Source organism: Enterococcus sp. AAFC-DPL-5182 (genome assembly GCF_058216605.1).
The window spans coordinates 2,633,811-2,652,204 of the sequence record NZ_CM177101.1; the positions used below are offsets into that span (position 1 = coordinate 2,633,811).

Annotated in this window: 24 protein-coding genes; 4 read left to right on the plus strand and 20 right to left on the minus strand. The window is 30.8% G+C overall.

Annotation, left to right across the window (positions count from 1 at the left end; translation table 11 throughout):
* Positions 1-26: 26 nt before the first annotated feature.
* The gene (locus AC4BB7_RS12280) at positions 27-716 is read right to left on the minus strand and encodes a winged helix-turn-helix domain-containing protein (RefSeq protein ID WP_490483224.1); all 690 of its coding nucleotides are present in this window, start codon (positions 714-716) and stop codon (positions 27-29) included.
* 195 nt (positions 717-911) lie between these two features.
* Here AC4BB7_RS12280 and AC4BB7_RS12285 point away from each other — a divergent pair, with 195 nt between their 5' ends.
* The 3 genes from AC4BB7_RS12285 to AC4BB7_RS12295 all read left to right on the plus strand — a co-directional run bounded on the left by AC4BB7_RS12285 (position 912) and on the right by AC4BB7_RS12295 (position 4,329).
* Positions 912-1,670, plus strand: coding sequence for a LytR/AlgR family response regulator transcription factor (locus tag AC4BB7_RS12285; protein WP_490483225.1), 759 nt, complete (start codon positions 912-914; stop codon positions 1,668-1,670).
* On the plus strand, positions 1,660-2,973 hold the full coding sequence (locus AC4BB7_RS12290; RefSeq protein WP_490483226.1) for a GHKL domain-containing protein: 1,314 nt from the start codon (positions 1,660-1,662) through the stop codon (positions 2,971-2,973). The genes AC4BB7_RS12285 and AC4BB7_RS12290 overlap by 11 nt, the downstream gene beginning before the upstream one ends.
* A gap of 585 nt (positions 2,974-3,558) precedes the next feature.
* Entirely contained in the window at positions 3,559-4,329 is a 771-nt protein-coding gene (locus AC4BB7_RS12295; protein ID WP_490483227.1) for a hypothetical protein, read from the plus strand.
* Positions 4,330-4,554: 225 nt separating this feature from the next.
* Here the strand turns inward: AC4BB7_RS12295 and AC4BB7_RS12300 are convergent, their stop codons facing one another.
* The 10 genes from AC4BB7_RS12300 to AC4BB7_RS12345 form a co-directional block, all read right to left on the minus strand.
* Complete coding sequence (locus AC4BB7_RS12300; RefSeq protein WP_490483228.1) at positions 4,555-4,878, minus strand: hypothetical protein; 324 nt, start codon at positions 4,876-4,878, stop codon at positions 4,555-4,557.
* Positions 4,875-5,066 carry a hypothetical protein gene (locus AC4BB7_RS12305; RefSeq protein ID WP_490483229.1) on the minus strand — a complete coding sequence of 64 codons (192 nt, stop codon included), beginning with the start codon at positions 5,064-5,066 and terminating at the stop codon, positions 4,875-4,877. Before AC4BB7_RS12305 ends, AC4BB7_RS12300 begins: the two co-directional genes overlap by 4 nt.
* Before the next feature lie 2 nt (positions 5,067-5,068).
* Entirely contained in the window at positions 5,069-5,638 is a 570-nt protein-coding gene (locus AC4BB7_RS12310; protein ID WP_490483230.1) for a TetR/AcrR family transcriptional regulator, read from the minus strand.
* 413 nt (positions 5,639-6,051) lie between these two features.
* The gene (locus AC4BB7_RS12315) at positions 6,052-6,294 is read right to left on the minus strand and encodes a hypothetical protein (RefSeq protein WP_490483231.1); all 243 of its coding nucleotides are present in this window, start codon (positions 6,292-6,294) and stop codon (positions 6,052-6,054) included.
* Positions 6,291-6,473, minus strand: a complete 183-nt coding sequence (locus AC4BB7_RS12320; RefSeq protein WP_490483232.1) for a hypothetical protein — start codon at positions 6,471-6,473, stop codon at positions 6,291-6,293. Before AC4BB7_RS12320 ends, AC4BB7_RS12315 begins: the two co-directional genes overlap by 4 nt.
* Positions 6,463-6,870 (minus strand): DUF1310 family protein, encoded by a 408-nt coding sequence (locus AC4BB7_RS12325; protein WP_086313784.1) that lies wholly within the window; start codon positions 6,868-6,870, stop codon positions 6,463-6,465. Before AC4BB7_RS12325 ends, AC4BB7_RS12320 begins: the two co-directional genes overlap by 11 nt.
* A 95-nt stretch (positions 6,871-6,965) precedes the next feature.
* Positions 6,966-7,094 (minus strand): DUF1310 family protein, encoded by a 129-nt coding sequence (locus AC4BB7_RS12330; protein ID WP_490485152.1) that lies wholly within the window; start codon positions 7,092-7,094, stop codon positions 6,966-6,968.
* Positions 7,095-7,146: 52 nt separating this feature from the next.
* Positions 7,147-7,359: a hypothetical protein gene (locus AC4BB7_RS12335; protein ID WP_490483233.1), complete on the minus strand. Its 213-nt coding sequence runs from the start codon at positions 7,357-7,359 to the stop codon at positions 7,147-7,149.
* Positions 7,360-7,495: 136 nt separating this feature from the next.
* Positions 7,496-7,900: a DUF1310 family protein gene (locus AC4BB7_RS12340; protein WP_490483234.1), complete on the minus strand. Its 405-nt coding sequence runs from the start codon at positions 7,898-7,900 to the stop codon at positions 7,496-7,498.
* A gap of 139 nt (positions 7,901-8,039) precedes the next feature.
* The gene (locus AC4BB7_RS12345) at positions 8,040-8,444 is read right to left on the minus strand and encodes a DUF1310 family protein (RefSeq protein WP_490483235.1); all 405 of its coding nucleotides are present in this window, start codon (positions 8,442-8,444) and stop codon (positions 8,040-8,042) included.
* A gap of 1,531 nt (positions 8,445-9,975) precedes the next feature.
* Between AC4BB7_RS12345 and AC4BB7_RS12350 the strand changes: the two genes are divergently transcribed.
* A complete protein-coding gene (locus tag AC4BB7_RS12350; protein ID WP_490483236.1) occupies positions 9,976-10,269 on the plus strand; it encodes a hypothetical protein in 294 nt (97 codons plus the stop codon).
* Positions 10,270-10,346: 77 nt separating this feature from the next.
* Here the strand turns inward: AC4BB7_RS12350 and AC4BB7_RS12355 are convergent, their stop codons facing one another.
* The 9 genes from AC4BB7_RS12355 to AC4BB7_RS12395 form a co-directional block, all read right to left on the minus strand.
* Positions 10,347-11,777, minus strand: a complete 1,431-nt coding sequence (locus AC4BB7_RS12355; RefSeq protein ID WP_490483237.1) for a reverse transcriptase domain-containing protein — start codon at positions 11,775-11,777, stop codon at positions 10,347-10,349.
* 549 nt (positions 11,778-12,326) lie between these two features.
* Positions 12,327-12,656: a nucleotide pyrophosphohydrolase gene (locus AC4BB7_RS12360; RefSeq protein WP_490483238.1), complete on the minus strand. Its 330-nt coding sequence runs from the start codon at positions 12,654-12,656 to the stop codon at positions 12,327-12,329.
* Positions 12,644-14,377, minus strand: coding sequence for a DNA/RNA helicase domain-containing protein (locus tag AC4BB7_RS12365; RefSeq protein WP_490483239.1), 1,734 nt, complete (start codon positions 14,375-14,377; stop codon positions 12,644-12,646). The genes AC4BB7_RS12360 and AC4BB7_RS12365 overlap by 13 nt, the downstream gene beginning before the upstream one ends.
* Before the next feature lie 214 nt (positions 14,378-14,591).
* Positions 14,592-15,041 (minus strand): hypothetical protein, encoded by a 450-nt coding sequence (locus tag AC4BB7_RS12370; RefSeq protein ID WP_490483240.1) that lies wholly within the window; start codon positions 15,039-15,041, stop codon positions 14,592-14,594.
* 21 nt (positions 15,042-15,062) lie between these two features.
* Positions 15,063-15,512, minus strand: coding sequence for a hypothetical protein (locus AC4BB7_RS12375; protein WP_490483241.1), 450 nt, complete (start codon positions 15,510-15,512; stop codon positions 15,063-15,065).
* A gap of 379 nt (positions 15,513-15,891) precedes the next feature.
* Positions 15,892-16,290, minus strand: a complete 399-nt coding sequence (locus tag AC4BB7_RS12380; RefSeq protein ID WP_490483242.1) for a YxiG family protein — start codon at positions 16,288-16,290, stop codon at positions 15,892-15,894.
* 6 nt (positions 16,291-16,296) lie between these two features.
* On the minus strand, positions 16,297-17,673 hold the full coding sequence (locus AC4BB7_RS12385; protein WP_490483243.1) for a T7SS effector LXG polymorphic toxin: 1,377 nt from the start codon (positions 17,671-17,673) through the stop codon (positions 16,297-16,299).
* Positions 17,660-18,028, minus strand: a complete 369-nt coding sequence (locus AC4BB7_RS12390) for a hypothetical protein (protein ID WP_490483244.1) — start codon at positions 18,026-18,028, stop codon at positions 17,660-17,662. Before AC4BB7_RS12390 ends, AC4BB7_RS12385 begins: the two co-directional genes overlap by 14 nt.
* Before the next feature lie 3 nt (positions 18,029-18,031).
* Positions 18,032-18,286 carry a DUF3130 family protein gene (locus AC4BB7_RS12395; RefSeq protein WP_490483245.1) on the minus strand — a complete coding sequence of 85 codons (255 nt, stop codon included), beginning with the start codon at positions 18,284-18,286 and terminating at the stop codon, positions 18,032-18,034.
* Between the last annotated feature and the right edge of the window lie 108 nt (positions 18,287-18,394).

The window sequence follows — 18,394 nt, forward strand, 5'->3', positions numbered from 1 at the left end:
TCCTTAGTTTCCAAATCACTACCAGTCTATTTATAATTATCATTAAATAAATAACCATTTGATCTGACTGTCTTGACAATTTTTGGAGAACTGATATCCTTTTCCAGTTTTGTTCTTAAGTGAAAAATGATATTCGCTATTTTATATTTTTGATTCTCGTAAGGTATCCCCCAAAGCTCTTCGTACATTTTTTTATATGGTACAGCTTTTGGAGAAGAAGAATACAAAATAGAAAGTGCTTTATACTCCATTTTTGTTAAATAGACCGTTTTTCTATTATCCAAAAGTACACAAAGATTTTCACTAATCATTTTGAAATACTTTTCATTTTTTCTTTTAGCCTTTGCAAGATTGTCAGATTCCATGTTTTGTTGCACTAAAACCAGTCCATTATGTATTGCTTTGACTATTTCTTCTTGATCCATTTCATTATGAAACACACTGATTGCACCCAAGTTATATAGTAAAAGTCGATCATTTCTACTACAATTTTCCTTATAAATCCAAACTGGACAAAAAGAATAATTCTCTATTTTCATATAATAATTACAGATATCAGCAAGTTGAGCATCTCCTCCAAGAATAAAGTACGCATCATAATCGTCGGAATCATTAAATTCTTCTCGACAAACCACTTCAATATCAGAATATGTTTGTAATTGATTGCACAATTCTTCGCTTTTACTATTTAATGAAATAAATCCTAATTTAACCATTGTTGCCCTCCTATTTAAATTTTATTGCAAAATTATTTTTTTTTTATATTTACAAACATAGTTTATTCTTTTCAGTAAAAGAAGGAAATGCCATGTAAGCGTTCTATTTTACTAACTGCTGAACTATTTTATCTTTATTTTTTTTATAAATAGTGTTACTATCATTCGTAAATAAATGTACATAGGGAGATAGACATGATTGTATATGTTATTGAAGACGATAATCAGCAGCGAAAACAAATCATTCATTATTTAAATGAATGTAAAAATAATTTTTTTGATTTAAAATTATCAAACGTTTCAAATCATTTAACTTTTATGGAAGAAATTCCTACATTGACAATTACTGATAATGATGTTTTTTTCTTAGATATTGATCTAAAGACTACATATACTGGAATTGATTTAGCCTTAGAAATTCGGAAGTATAATAAAAAATGTTCGATTATTTTTCTAACTAGCTTAGAAGATAAAGCAATAAATGTATTAAATAATAATATTTTCCCTTTGGGTTATCTTGTTAAAAATTTTAAAAATCCCTCTGAAACTGAACAGCTAATCAATGACATGTTAAATAAAAGCCAATTGACTTCAAAAAATTTTTGGCGTTTAAAGCAAGATAAAGTTGAATTTTCTAACGGTTCTGAAACACTTTTTATTAATGCACGGGATATTTGCTATATTGAATCGTTGAAAGGACTAAGTGGACGATTACTAATCAAAACTTTATCTGAAGAAATGATCATTGAAGCCAAAATCGGAAAAATAAAAAAACAATTGAATCAGGACTACATGATGACTTCTTTGCAGTCTTATATTATTAATCTTGGAAATATTATGGCAATTGATAGAAAAAATGAGCACATTTTCTTTGAAGGAAAGCAAGTACTTCCGATTGGAGCAAAGATCATTGATAAAGTAAAAAAGGCTTTGCGGGTATATAATGATGATTGATAATATCTATTTTGTGGCTTTATTATCGCTTAATTATATCCAAGCCATTTGGATGCTTGTTTATAAACAGTTTCTGTCCGTTAGAGAGTCGCTTATTTTAACCAGTTTGCTCTTACTTCAAGGAACTTTTAGTATTTTTCTTCATAATACATACTTTACATTGTTATTGTTTCTTTTTTTTATCACTCAATTTATTTTCATTACTAGAAAATTAAATGATTGGCTGATTTCAGCCCTTTTATTGGTTTTTGAAGATGCGATTATCTTGATTTCGTGGCTACCTACTATTGATTTATGGAATATGCTATTGCTTAATAAAGTTATTTCTCCGCATATATATAGAGGCTATCTTTTTTTATTCGTCATCGCTCAGCAACTTTTACTCGCATTCTTTTTCTTTATCGCCCGTTATTCATTAAAGAAATCGTCGATAATCAATTCGTTAACTTTACTTCCGAAAAAGCATCGAGGACTCTCACTTGCTATTCTTGTTTGTTTATTTGTTTCAATTGGATTGCAGCAATCTGGCGTATTCAGAGGCTATTCTGCTGCTTATTTTTACAGCACATTTATCGTTGTTGGCTTTACTGCATTTTTTTCTTGGAATATTTTTTTACTGACAAAATACTATAAAGAAAAACAATATTCTATCCTCTTATCAGATATGTATGTACGAGAAAAACAAAAGATTGAGCTTGCAACAACCTTTAGACATGCATACAAAAAATTACTTGCTAGCCTAACAAAGGATTTGGAAGCAAATGATTTGGCTCATGCTTCTAAACAACTAAATGATATTATTGATTATTCTGATTCATTTCTTACGCCTAATCTCTATAGAAAAATTGCTATTGTGAATGCACCATCTATTCAAGGTCTTTTGACAAACTTTATTAAGAAGTGTGATAGCTCTTCAATTGACCTAACGATACAAATCACACAAGATCTACGTGCTAGTGCAATGAACCTCGTTGATTTCATTCGCTGTTTTTCAATTCTTTTGGATAACGCTTATGAAGCAGCTCTTACCAGTCAAGAAAAAGAAATTTCTCTTAGCATTGATGGGACTGTTGATTACATAACAATCACTGTCAAAAATACTTATGTGGATAATCCTGAAATCGCCTTGCAAGAGTTTTTCCAAAATAATTTTTCGACTAAGGAAAATCATCAAGGAAAAGGACTACATATCTTTTCCAAAATCGTCGCCGCATACAAAAAAGCAACCTTTAGAATTTCTAAAAAAGATCATTTTTTTATCATCGTTTTCTCTGTACCTAAAATTAAAAATCCAGAGGAGTAAAATCTTCCGAAAAAGTTTTACTCCTCTGGCTAAAAAAGAAGGTGTCTATTATCAATGGAGAGTCAAGTTTATTACTATAGTTTTTTCACATTGAGTTTCTTGCAGCTGACCTGGTTTTTAGGTTATAAAAAATATACTAGTAAGAAACAAACTCTAGTACTTACATTACTTTTAATCATTGAATTTATTTCAAATTTTTTTCAAGTAGGAAATAGTGATTTATTTTTACTACTATTCTTCATACTCCAACCGATTTTAGTCCTTCGCCACCTAAATAGTTGGATTTTGATGGTATTATTTCTTTTTCTAAACAGTTCATTTTTAATTCTTTCTTGGTTATTTACTTACGATTTTTTAAAGTTACTATTTGAAACGAATTATATCAGTTTGCAGCAATTTCAACAGTATACAAATGTGTCGATCCTCTTACAACAATTATTATTGTTTCTTTTTATTCAAGGATTTAACTATTTTGATAAGCGATTTTTAATCTTCGATTCAATTTCTAGGATCAATAAAAAGTACAAAATTCAGTCTATTATAGGAATCATTTTTTTAATTCTTTTAGGGACGGTAAGAAGAATTATGGTAAATGGTTATTTTACAGAATCCTTTTTTTATATCACTGCTGTCTTATTGATTTTAAGTGTCACTGTTCACCTTACTGCTTTTATCTATAGTCAATACGATCAACAAGTGTTAGAAAAAAATATTCTTTCCCGACAATTTAATCAAGAGATGGAGAAAATTACATTATCTGATGAGTTTCGCCATGATTATCGAAATATTTTACTGAGTCTAAATAGCTACATTCAAAATGGAGAATCAAAAGAAGCCTTAGAATTTATTTCTTCCATTGTTAATTATTCTCAACCGCTTTTAGAAGATACACCTTATGAACAATTGGCTTATATAGAAATTCCGTCTATTCAAGGGTTATTGATTCAATTTCTTGATCTTGCTAAAAGGAAGGACGCTACTCTTCATTTATCTATTCCTACTCCTATTCAAGAAACCGATATATCTATCCAAATTGCAGATCTTATTCATTGTCTGTCACATTCACTTTCATATGCTTTGAACGAACAGGATGATATTTTGCTTACACTAAAAAAGGAAAAAAATAACATTTTTATAGAGATAAGCAACCAAGCAACGGATCGCAACGTTGCGGAAAATTTACTCAAAAATCAAAGTGATATGCAGAAGAATATAAAAAAATCTGATTTATATCCTGTCAAAAAAATACTAAATAAATATAAAAATACTTCTTTTCATTTTTATTGCCATTCTCAATATTTCTTACTCCAATTTGATTTTCCGATAAATGAAGCTAACATATCTATGACCAAATAATTCTTTTAGCTTCAATAAAAATACCCAGCAAAATTAACTACGACTACATCAATTTTGTTGAGTATTTTTTTATATTCAAACTAATTCCTGCTTCATCATTAAATCGATATAAATCCGTTCGATTTCAAGTGCATCGTTCTCCATCTTTTCAGATTGAAATAAATAAAATAAAATTCTGATTGTTTATTTTGAAGTTCACTGTTTAGTTTTTCATCTGTAAGTGAATTAGTTCAAAAAAGCAATCAATAAACAAGCCACTAACCCCAAAGCAACCACAGTAAAATTAATTAGTTGATGCTTCGTACTACCAATATAGTCGGATATTTCATGTTTATAACTTGGGTTAACAGATTTTGTGTTGTAATCTAACGTACTACTGAAAAATATGTCTGAAGGAATCATAAAAACGAGCAAGATTGCATAAATGATTGCTGTAATAGTGAAAATCGACATTTTAATCCATATGCTTGCAATTGTGCCTATTAACAGAGGAATTAAAATGTAGCGCAAGCAAACAAGCAATTGTTTTTTTAACCTTTCATTTTTCATATTAATACCTCAACAACTTGTTTTTTATTCAATGCATCGACCATTTGAATTGTTGCGGTAACACTAGGTTCCGGGCATATTCCACTTCTATTTACCATAATCATTTCATTTTCACTTGATTGTAAAGCTTTAGCAAAATGAATACCTAGAGCCCTTGTTCCAAAAATTACATAATTTTTCACCTTCATATTTAGTCCTCCAATTTTTTACTTCTATCCAATAAGCTGAATACTAAATTATTCAACATTGTTTCAATTGTCTCAGTATTTAGATTAAGGTTATTGGTTGATATCATACAGGCAATCCCATGGGAATAAATAAACATGTCAATAAATAAACTCGTTGCTCCTGCTTCATCCATACTAAATAATTGTTTGACTCCATCTTTTATAAATTTCATATTATCGGAATTGATATACTCTTCAATCGTCCTATTTTTAAAATTATTTAAGAGAAATAATACCTCAAAATAATGTTTATATTCTTGCGCAAACTGAATGTACGATAATCCTATATTCAAAAAAAAGTAATCATTAAATGGAACTTTTTTTAAATAGCTAAAAAGAAAATTCTCGGTGGATAAAATGATGTCTTCTCGTAAGTTCGCCATATTTCCATACACACTAAAAATGGGCTGTGTAGAGCATCCGATACGCTTGGCAACACTTCGTGAATTTATCGCACTCATTCCTTTTTCGTTTAGTAGGTCAAGAGCTGCTTTTAAGATAGTCGCTTTGTCAATTCTGACTGATGGCGGCATGTTTATATCTCCTTTGTTTATACTCAAATTAGACTTTATTTTAAATATATCACTTGTTATATATCATATGATATATTTAAATTTTTTCATTGTCAATCAATATTTCTACTGAACAATTGTTTTAATAATGAGACTAGATAAAAAAAGACACTGAAAATAATTCTTCCAGTGTCTCAATCATTTTAAATCGATTTCGATATTTTAGCCTCTTGTTGCTCAGCTTTTATTAAAAACAACAATGTCATTCCTTTACGATACATAGTAAACTTGTAGGTCTAAACTATTTAGCAGGTATTGGCATAGTTTAGGAGTATCTTACATAATTCTCTAATAAGCTGATGTCGATGCAATAACACTACTTTATCACTAATGAAATATGCCAAACTATTTTTTCTGACCTATTTCCTCTTTATTTAAACACCATCTAATTTTTGACTATTGTTTTTAAAACTTTCTTTTGCTTTATTTCCCCAAGATCCTTTTAAAGAACTGGACATGTCCTCCGTTACATTGTTAACACTTTCTTTTGTTACATTCATAGTATCTTTGGTACTCTGCTCTATTTTATTTACTTTTCTTTGCATCTTTGAGAGTGCTGCGCTTGCGATTGATGCTTGAATTATTGCTTTTTCTGCTTGTTTTTGTTTTTCTTTCAATAAAGCATGCGGTAAATTACAGTCACATTGCTCACACTTGCTATTTGTTCTGGCGTTGGGTTATTGGGTAGCTTTGCATCTGTAATGATATAGGCTTGTTCGTCTGTTTCTTTGTTTTTTACTGCTTTTGAAACGTAGCCTATATTTTCTCTATCCTTATCTGTAAGATTACCTGTCATTTAAACGACCTCCTGATAAATAATGATCTAATTCTTTTGTTATATCTACACCTGTAGATTGAACATCACTGTATTCTCCAGTTTCTGACATAACATATTTATTCAAGCCAGTTGAAAATGCTAATTTTTTTTCACCATTAATATATCCTTCAAACATTATTCCTCCCATTGGATTGTGCTTTATCGTAGAATAATCAATGTCGATTTTATGGATCCTATTGGATGTATCTTGCGCTTTTAATTCTTTTTCTACTATGTCTTTATTATCAGTTACAATTTTCAACATCTCATCCTTTAAAGTTTTTCTATCCATATAAATCTTTCCTCCGATTCCGATTCCTATTACCATAATTGTCACTATTACTACTACTAAATATTTTAGCTGCTTACTTTTCATTTTAATAGCTCCTTAACTAAAAATCTTCTATGCCCTCTAACAGTTGACTCAACTTAGGAGAAGCTCCACCCGCTCCATTTCTTAATGTGTTTATTTCATTCTCTTTTTCTAAGAATAACGGCTATGTTTAGAGACTTATTATTATTAATAATTAAATCAAGCATTATTCCTCCCATCGGGTTATGCTCAACACTTTTATAAGAATGAATAATAGCTTCTGTTATAAAGGCTTTTGGATCTCTATTTTTTAAAAAACTTCTTTTGCTTCCTCACTCGTTACAACCTTCCCCATTTCATCATTAAAGGACTTTTCATCAAAATATATTTTGCCACTTTTTTTAGTTCATTTTCTATAAGCGATTCATTTTTTCTAACTATTTCAGTCATATATTTTTTTGAGTCCATATATGCCTTAACACCTATGCCTAATATAATTAATCCTAGCATCATCATTATTATCAATAAACGTTTCAACCGTTTATTTTTCACTCTAATAACCCCTCAACTAACAATTCTTCTACTTTTTATTATTGAATAATTTTGAGACATAGCGGATTACTATGGATCCGCTATCAATCTTTATTGTTTTACCTTCTTCAGATTATTACTTAGCTATCTCGCCCCTTTACTCATCATCTACCTTCTCATTAGTTAACAAGTCATCTAATTCAGAAGATGTACCACCGGTACTATTTTTTAAAATACCTTCATTGTTTTTATCTAAAATTACGTCTATTATCAAATTTTTATTGCCGTTAACAATCAAATCTACCATAATTCCTCCCATCGGATTATGTTTGACAGTATCATAATCAACTTCATAAGATTGAATAACTCCAGCAGTAGTAAAAGCTTTAGGATCATTATTTTTTATAGTTCTCTCATGAACTTTCTTTGCTTCATTACTCTTTACAACCTTCATCATTTCATCGTTAAAGGACTTTTCATCCAGATATGTTTTTCCTCCTATAGCTAAGATTATTATTAAAATTATTGTTATAACTAATAACATTTTATGTTTCTTTTTCATTCTGACTACTCCCCGTATTTTTTTTGGGTGACTAGAGTTCTTCTATTTCTTTGTTGTTCCCCTCGAGTTAATGATATTAGCTACTACTTCTTTAGAATATTCTTGTTCAGCTATTAGAACCATTTCCCTGTTCGAAAAACTAATCATTAGTAGCTTCCCTCTCATTCAATAAATCATCTAGTTCAGAAGAAGGACCTCCAGAACTATTTCGTAATCTTCCATCACTTTCCTTATCTAAAGTCACGTGTATATAAAGATTTTTGTTATTATTAATAATTAAATTAAGCATAATTCCTCCCATCGGATTATGTTTGATCGTATCGTAATCTATTTCATAAGATTGAATAATACCATCTGCTGTAAAAGCTTTAGGATCATTATTTTTAATCGTTTTTTCGTAAACTTTTTTTGCTTCCTCACTCTTTACAACCTTCACCATTTCATCGTTAAAAGACTTTTCATCAAGATATATTTTGCCACCTATCGTTAATATTATTAGTACGATAATTGTTATGACTAACAAAACTCTATGTTTCTTTTTCATTCTAATTTCTACCTTTCTAATTTAATCGAATCGCGGTTTGCTCCGATTGCAGTCTCGGTAAAAGTTCTTATACTTGTTGCGAATTTTCTGTGCATTTTTGTTTGTACGTATTTCTTGTGGGAATAATTGAATTAGATCCCCAACCATTTTTTATCCTTATTGTATAAAATCTATTCCATTTACCAGTCTAACATATGAACATACTTATTTTTATCAATATATTTTTGAAACTCTTGTTTTTTTGAGAACTTTATCTCTAGTATGTTTCCAGTACCAATGTTAGAATTTTCCAATCTAATCTCTATTTTTTTGCATTGATGTTCTCAAGTTGATTTTCTAACAGTGAGCATTTTTTACTCTTCGAATTTTTAAAATGAATAACTTTACTTTTATAGGGTTGTTATTAGAAGATTTTGATATGGTTTCAGAAGATTTTTTTTGTTATTTTTTCTTATATATAGGGGAACGATTTTTAGTGTTATTTAATGGTATGTGTAAGAAAAATTATGTTGCGTGTTCGTATTCTTTTCGGATATACTTAAGAGGTAGAATAGAACGAGGGAAACATCTTCCCTTCGGTCGCCAAGTATTGCGCATCATCAGCTCTTCAAGTAATCGTTGTGATGTGCAACAAAAAAAACAGCTCATAGTGACATGAACTGTTCAAATTAGAATATAAAAATAAATTGGCACTTCAACGTCCGGCAGCAACCAGACTGTTGAAGGCTTGTAAAGACAGTGGTATCTGCCCAAACAAGTTGCCAATAGTGCTAGCAACATGTACTAGCTTCTTTCATTGTACCCAAAGTTTGCCTATTTTTCTATAGGTTTCTTGGATTCTCTTTGGGTTATGCTGAAAAAGTGGTAGGTGATTCTTTGGGACTATTGTGAACGATATTGGGTGATGCTACCTGATATCGTTTTTTCTATTCTACAAATTTAATGAAAGGAGGTTTTGTTCAAAGTAAAGCAAATGATCAATGATAGATATAAGACAAGGAGACAACGTTCACTTCGTTCACCTTGTACTTTGCATTATCCACTCTGTTCTTTGGTCAGTTGTGGTTATGCAAAACAAAAAGGCACTTCATCATCTGACAGCAATCACATGATGAAGCCTTGCATAGACAGTGGTATCTGCCTGTACAAGTTGCCAATTGCTAGCACAAAAGTACTAGCTCTTTTTATTGTACCTAATTTTAGTGGGATTTTCTAGTCTGTCTGGAAAATTTTGGTTGAGGTTTTGTATTTTATGGAGGGTTTGGGCTTTATCTAGAGGATTGATGACGGTATTGGTGGTTCGCAAAAACTACAATAGCGTTTTTTGTTTTGCTTTGAGAAGAAAGTGACTGGAACATCAGCAGGGCTTGGAAAAATCAGACATAAGTCGTTTTTGTCACTGGTTTATTTAAATAGTTGCCTAAGTTAATGTGCAGATAGATGTGTTAAGCATATGAAGCGTTGGATGCTATTGTTCAGCGCTTCGAATTAATTGTTTTAAGAATACTTTTAAAATGGGAGGAAATGGGTTATGAAAAAAGAAGGTCAGAGTTTAAAGGTGATTCCTTATCAGGATATTACGGATTTGCAGCATACGTTGGATCGCTTGCAGTCTTGGGAGGAGCCGCTTGCTGTATTGGATCATTTTTTTCAGTTTCGGAAAGGGTCGATTAATAAGAAACAGGTTGTGAAGGAGTATTATGCTTGTGGGCATTTGTTTCATGCTTTTTTTGAAGAGTTTATCAGGTTGATGGAGATTGAGGAGGAGAAGGTTAGGAAATTGGATGGGGAGAGGAAAGTTTCGGTTGGAGTTTTGAGGAAGTGATGTTGATAAAAAATAAACTAGGTTCACTATGGAAGTGAGCCTAGCTTATAGAACAGATTTAATTGATAATATTATTTTTAGGACTTTAGTTCCAATTGTCGAATAGATTTATTCATTCTTTGCCTAATATTTTTAGGATGATTTTTTATTTGTCTAGTCATTAAATTATTTGTCATGGGTGACAATTCTTCAAAAATTTTCTGCGCTTTTCTAGCGTAAGTTATAAAAGTACCAAATTTTCTCTTTTTGTATTTATATTTAAAATCTGTGCCTTCCCCTAAAAGGTGATAGTTTTGATAAAGTTTTCTTTTGTACGTTAGGCGTGTCTTTTTACCAACATGCCCCTTCTTTTTAGAAATTATTTCTCCTTTTCTTATTAACTTATAGGCTGTTCTATAGAATTTATATATGCTTTTTTCACGCATTTTTACATTTTTCCCATCAAATACAAAACCTAGATAGTCCAACTTTGTATTCTTACCAGAATCCAAAGTTTTCAAATATGTACCATCAAAAATCATAATATTAGTTTTATCAGGATGTATCTTCATCTTAGCTTTTGAAAGTATTTCTTTTTCTATATCTTCACATAATTGATCGAAACTTTTTCTATTTATATTAGGTAAAACCATTATAAAGTCATCAGAATATCTTCTGTATATTCCTCCCAAGACTTCAACTGTTTTAGTTATGTATTCATCAATTTGCAGCATATAAATATTTGAATATATTGCACTTACTGCGGTACCTTGAGGAATCCCTATATTTTTATCATTTACTCTAATAATCTTATCTCCATCATTATAATGAACACTTTTTTTATTTTTAAATTCTCTAAACTCTTGAAAATTTAGAAAATAACTATTTCGTTTCTTTTTATATAACTCCTTATCTTCACCAACAATATGATTGATATCTTTTTTATGGATAAATGAATACTTTGTCAAACTTTTAAAAATTTTATATTGGTAATCTGGCATTCTTTTTTCCTCATATAAAAGATTAATCATATCTTTCAAATAATTATGATCCAAATTATCAAAAAAACCTGTATAATCTCCTACATAAACATAACACATAGGATTTTTAACTATATAGTTAATTACTTCTGCAGCAAAGTAAACATTATTCTTTCCATTTTTATTAGTTCTATAAGCCGTTACTGAATTGTCGAATCCAAATCTACTTACATGCAAATTAAACAACGAGTTTAACTGCATTCCATAATGTTTATATATGTAATTATCAATATGTGATGCATACATAATCGGACGTAATTTTTCTTTAACTGGAGTCTTTTTCCCATTTCTTATCTTATTTTCACTTTTCACATCATTTTTCATATCCCTAAATTTGTCCATAGTGACTTCATTAAAAATTAAAGGCAAAAAACTATGTGTAGGATTTTCTTCAAAATCATACACATAGTTTTCTACCTTTCGATTAAAACTAGTAATTTTATCAAAATGAAGATATGTTTTGGAGGGATACTTATAAGGAGCTTTCATCTATTCCTTCCTCCATTCTAATTTTGATTCGAACAAAAAATAAGCTAAGCCTCGCTACTTAATTGCTCACTTTGTACGCCTGCCTAAAGCGCGACCTCTAAGCTCTACTCTTGTCAAAAGGATACTTGACTATTACCGCGTCTGTAATATGGCGAGGTGAGCCTACGCTCACAGAATACAAATAGTATATAATATAACTAAGAAAGTAGTTCCAACAATTATCTATTGGAGGTGTGTAGAATTGAACATTCTTACCATATCGGTCATTACTCTTAGTATGCTAAACTTAATATTAATATTAAGATTAAGTTTAGTATACGTCAAGCAAGCTTCAACTGTCGAAGTCAAATCACTTTACTTTGTTATACAAAATTCCTACAACTCAACAATATAATAATATTATTAGTTGTAGCAACTTCATAATAACATAAAGTATTAAAAAGATAAAGCCCTATAGTTTTATATTACTACCTTATAAATTGTTTTTTTATTCTAATTGAGTTATATTTATTTCTTTAAAATATCATAAATACCAATTTCATAAATAATTTACAATCCTGTATACTTCTCTTTCTTCCCCTTACTTTTCTCAACTGGATACTTCTTATCATTCAACTCCAACTTCTTCTCAATAATCCGCTCAACATCCAACTCCAAATCAGAGGCCAACATCAAACTATAAATCAACACATCCGCCAATTCCTGTTCAATATTCTCTTGATTCTTCTCTTTCGCTTCTTCACTTGTTTTCCACTGAAAATTCTCCAGTAATTCAGAAGCCTCCAAAGAAATCGAAATTGCTAAATCTTTTGGATTATGAAATTGTCGCCAGTCTCGGTCATCTCTAAATTGATTAACTTTCTTGATTAATTCGTCCATCTTGATTTCTCCTTTTGAATTGTCATTAACTTCTCTCTCAGTTTATCATCACTTGCGTAAATATATAAACCATTGATTCCTCGTTTTAACAAAACATTGATTGAATTCAAAATGATTTGTTCTTTCACTTTGTCGATATTTTCGATTCCTTCACGACTTTTGAATGCTTCTGAATCTTTGTATTTTTCAATATCGATTTTCAACTCATTCTTTTCAGCATCGTAACCAATCGAAGGGCCCAAAATCACACCCACATAGTTTAAATCAAAACCTTGTATTGTATAAATTGAACCAACCTCATTGATCGTTGCTTCTTCCTCTGCCCAGCTTTTTTTGTAATCTGTACGGTTCCATGGAGCAGAAAAATCCCCTTCTTCAACAAGATAGTCTCCGCCATCCTTTTTATGTATATAGTCAAAGGTAGAAACGATTCTACTTAAACCTGATTTCTGATTTCTTGCTTTTATTTCCATTCGCATATCTTCAGCACTAGAGAAAAAACGAAAATCAAACTCTTCATCGCCATATCTTTTTTCTGCTTCCGTTTTTTCTCGTTTTGTCACTTTAGGAAATGGCAAAATTTTTCGATCCACAAATGAATCTACCCAATGAACAATTTCAGGAGCAGCTTTCATTCTAAACTGAGTCGTTAAATGATACTCTTCATGAATTGGATATTTATCTTTTATTTCAACAAGACTATCTACATTCCAATGACTTTTTAGCTTTAGAACTTGTTTTTCATCGAATACAACAATCGTGACTTTACTTCTTTTGATAACCTCTTCTAATTGGTTCTCATATTCAAAACTATTGTATTTGTCTTTCGTAGAAAGTAATAAATGAGATTCATCCACTAACACGATGTCTGCTTGTTTTCGTCTTCCTTTGTCAATATCATTGATAAAACTAGTTGGTTTCATAAAGTTTTTCTTTTTTAAATTAGGCAAACTCTCAGCAATACTTTTATAAGTTTTCAGCATCTCATTATGGTTTACTAGAAGATAATTATTATCCTGATTAAAGTCAGCAAACTCGTTATCTTCTTTCTTTTCAGCTAGATCTTGAATCGTTTTAAATATAGAACTCAAAACAACACTTTTACCTGTTCCTGCTTCTCCTGCAATAAAAAAGACATAGTGTTCATTCTCTTTATCAGTTAAGCTTCGCTTACAAAAATCAATTACTTTTTCTTTTAAATCTTGTTGCTCAGGTGATAATCCACGAAATGGTGATAATTTGAAAGTGTCCTTATTTCTTAAAAAATCCACGCTATGCTCAACAATTTTTTCTTCTTTTAGTCGTGTCCATATTTTTGGAAATAGCACTTCATCATAATATTTTTTGTCATAATAATTATGCGATTCACTTCCTTTGATTTGACTTCTATTTTCAACTTTGTATTTTTCATCAGCGACAAAACAACTGATTAAGTTCGTTTCTATATTTAATGCTGCAGATACATTCAATGTGTCATGACCAATCATGACGATTTTCTTCATCATATTTTTCTTATTACTTTTTAGATGTTCTGACATTCGTCTATCAAAGCGGTGACTTTGTCCAACATATGCTTCTGGCATCTTCTTTTTGTCCGTATTATATAAGATATACAAAATAGGATAATTTGTTTCAAAAGGATCTTTTAACTTTTCAACCTCTTTTTCACAAAAATCATATTCTTTGAGCTGTATTTGTATACTATCATCTTCATAATTCATAATCTACACTCTCCCAAACACATTGTAACAATTATTTTCAAAATAGGGAATCTTTTATGTAAGAAAGTTTTAATTTATAAATAGAAAAATACTAATTTTGCGTAATGAAAAGCATCTTATAATTATTAGACGTAAAATCTAATAATTATAAGATGCTTTTTTGTGTTGCCATCCAAAAAAATTCGAAGTCTTTTTCTACTCAAGTGATCCATTTCTAATCTTCACTATTTATAATAAATTTCATGTATTCTTTTTTCCATTTAAAGTTATCTACAATGTATTTATATAATCTTGGAATATCCTCGATTGCATCTTCACATATCTTTCTATAAGTCTCTTCTGAAAAATATTCTTCTTGTGATGGAAATTCCTCTTTATCAAATTGATCTTTGTAGTATTGATACATTACATTTGGTGATAAACTGTAATTTACTTTCCTTTTTCCAAAGAAGTCTTCTATAATCGTCCACTTCATTTTTCCTGTGAAAGACTCTACGCATCTTTTGAAATCGTCATAAACTTCTGGTGTTAAATAATCTGAAAAGCGAAATACGAGTTCAGGAACTTTATAATATATATCGTCTGAAAAATACATTTTATATTTTAATTGTTCCATCGAAAAATTTTCTTTAAGATATTCTGCAATTATTCTTTCATTGTTCACTTTTTACTTCCTCCTTCTTACCTATTGAATTTTTTTGCTAATGCCAGACGGATTCAAACTCTCTAACATTTTAAAATAGTCATTTTCTAATATTGGTAAATCATTATATCGTGGATCATAGATATATTTCCCATCAGAATATACTGTATGAAAATCAAAATCTTGTATTTTTCCGTACTCTTTGACTTGTAAGTCACCTGGCATACCTGATTTTGGAGTTATTTCAATAATCTTGCCCTTCCCTCCAGCAGCATCTAACAAATCATCAGTAATTTCTGAACAATCAAAACGATCATTCTTTCTATAAAATTCTTTTCGCCTTGTAATCTCTTCCATCACAGCGTTATTATATTTCCTAATATCATTTGCTTTATCAATAGTTTTTGCAGAATCTGTTCCTCTATCCACTATCTTAACCCGTTCACCAGATTTTTCCAAATCCCTTAACATATCCAACTCTTTGACAGTCAACTTCGCTGCCCTAATCAGATCTTTCACCTTATCAGCAGGCGTAATTGCTAAAATAAGAAAAATACTCGACTTTACTTTTTGCCCAGTACTTGATCCATCATCTAGTTGTTCATTTCGATTTTTGATACACGAAAAAACGATATCAGTCGTTAAACTCTCACTAATACCGTTTCAATAACTCACATTTTTCTAGCTAAAACGACTGTACACTTAATAACCGTTCAAAATGATTTAAAAAATCCTTTGCGTTTTTTTAAATAAATACAGCTAGTTTTTGTTAGCTATTGGCAACTTGATTAGTGAGATTCTTTCTTACTAGTCAAGGCTCAGTCACTTGATTATCAGTCTTGTGATTGAGTGCCTTTTTATTTAATAACACTTATAAATCATATATATCATTATTTACTTTAAACTTATCGGCTTCTAAAACTACTAATTTACTCCAAATTTCTAATATAACTTTTCCACAACCATTATATTGTTTCAGCCAGACTTCTTCTTCACAATCCAAAGAAATATTGATTATGCCATTTGATAGATTGATACTTGTTAATTCTAAATAATCATCTTTTTCAGGAGGAAATATCTCTTTTCGCTCATCAGTAGTATTATTTATAAAATAGAATGTGCTAATGTTCATGAATTCTACACTATAATTTGTTATTACCTCATTTTCTAACAATTCTAATTCCAAACTTAACTTATTTTCTAAAATATCCATTGAATAAGATACTATTTTTGATTCAAATAATTCATTCATTCTTTGCTGAATAGACACTTTGATTTACTTCCTTCCCAAATAATTATTTATGATATTAGTAATTTCACCCATTGAGTTCTCGCTAAGGTCAATATGAGTTAACCCTCTATCACTAGAAATTATACCTTCAGGTGTTAATGAACCTTTACCATCTATACTAACTCTATAATATGGTTTACCTCGTCCGCCACTTCCTTCATCCATAATTCGTACAACAATAGGCTTTCTTCCGTTCAAAATTTCAACTTTATAGCCATTCTTTAATGGTGAAGCTTTGCCACCTAAAGAACTTGCTACTTCATCTGACAAAGAATTTAAAGTTGGAATTTTAGTCCCACTTGCTTTCTCCACTATCTTAACCCGTTCACCAGATTTTTCCAAATCCCTTAACATATCCAACTCTTTGGCAGTCAACTTCACACCATCTAATAAGTGATCTCCTCTTTTCAACAACTTCGCTGCCCTAATCAGATCTTTTACCTTATCAGCAGGCGTAATTGCTAAAATAAGAAAAATACTCGACTTTACTTTTTGCCCAGTGCTTGATCCATCATCCAGTAAAACTTCCACATCATCTAAATTGAGCAACATCTTGATGGCCTCAGGTCCAAGCTTCATCAACATTTCCCAATCTTGTTTCCCTAACAACTTATTATAATCAAGCGTTCGTCCTTCATCCAGTTTTCCATTTTTATAAATCGCAAACTGTTTTCCATCATGATCTTCATGAATCACAACGATCTCATAACGGTCTTCTTTATTTTTTTCATTAAATGCTTGAATAGTTTTAAACCAGTCTTGATCTTTCCATGAAATTTTCTTATAACCATTCACACCGCCAATAAAATTTCCAGAGTTTCCAAGTAATGCTAAACCTTGTTCGATAGAAGAAATAATGCTTTGGACTTCTGAAAAATCACTTCCGTGCGTTGCTTCAAAGGCTTGATACTTTTCCAAAATCTCGATTTCTTTCACTTTTCCAAGCATGCTACGTTCCATAAAAAATTTATTGATAAACGGCACATTTTCAAAGGCTTTCGCCGCAGCTTCCATCAACATATCATTCTCGGCTTGCAGGCTTCGTAATTCTGATTTTAATCGTTGCAAATGATCTGTGTCTAACTGATTTTTAGCAGCACCGACTTCTGATGTAAATGCCGAGACATATTCCGTTGTTGCATCATCCACTTCATAGAGAGCGTTAAATATCGCATCTGATACTGTTGTGTATCCTTCAAAGTAATCTCTCGAAGAATCCCAGCCTGTTCCAGATAATTCTTTTGCTCCTTTAAAATGTTGCTGTGCTTGATTGAATGATTTGAACTGGCTGACGATTTTTAATCGTTGTGTGGTGATTTCACTTGATAATTCCGTCCATTCGCTATAATCAATTTTCGGCATCTTTTTCCTCCTCTTCTTTTCGTTGCAGCATGAGGAGGTCATCTTCTAGTTGATCTTGCTTCGTTTGTTCTGATTTTCTTAATATATGTAACGCCTCTTGCCCTTCTTCGAAATGGCGCATGACTGAATGCTGCTCTTGTTCTAAATCTTCTAGATCAATTGTTGCCGAACGTTCTGCATGCGTTCCTTTACTGTAATACAGAATTTCATTTAAGACTTCTCTTTGCCTTTGATGCAAACGAGCAATATCCTGTACCAGATGTGTCGTTTCAGTTTCTTTCTTTTTCAAGTCTCTTACACGATCTTCTACCTCTTCTGCTTGCCATCGTAGTTTTCTTTTCTTGTCTTCAGTCATCCTCTATCCTTTTCCACTTTCAGCTTTTTCAATCGCTTGATGAATCATTGTAAGCTTTTGCACATCACTAGATGCATAGCTTTCAAAATTACTAATACTTGAAGATAAGGAGGATAAACTACTCTTTAATCCCGAAGCAGCAGAACTTTGAGAGAAAGAAAATGATTTTTTTTGTGAAAAGGAAACATCTGATAAACTACTAGTAAATTTATTTGTAATCTCACTAACAATTCCCTGATCTGTACTGATTTTTGTCATTCAAAAACCCCTTCCGACTTTTAGTAATATAATACAATCTTATCATTAACTAAAATAATAAAAAAGAGCGAAATAATACTATTATAGTAAAATTTCATGTTCATATTA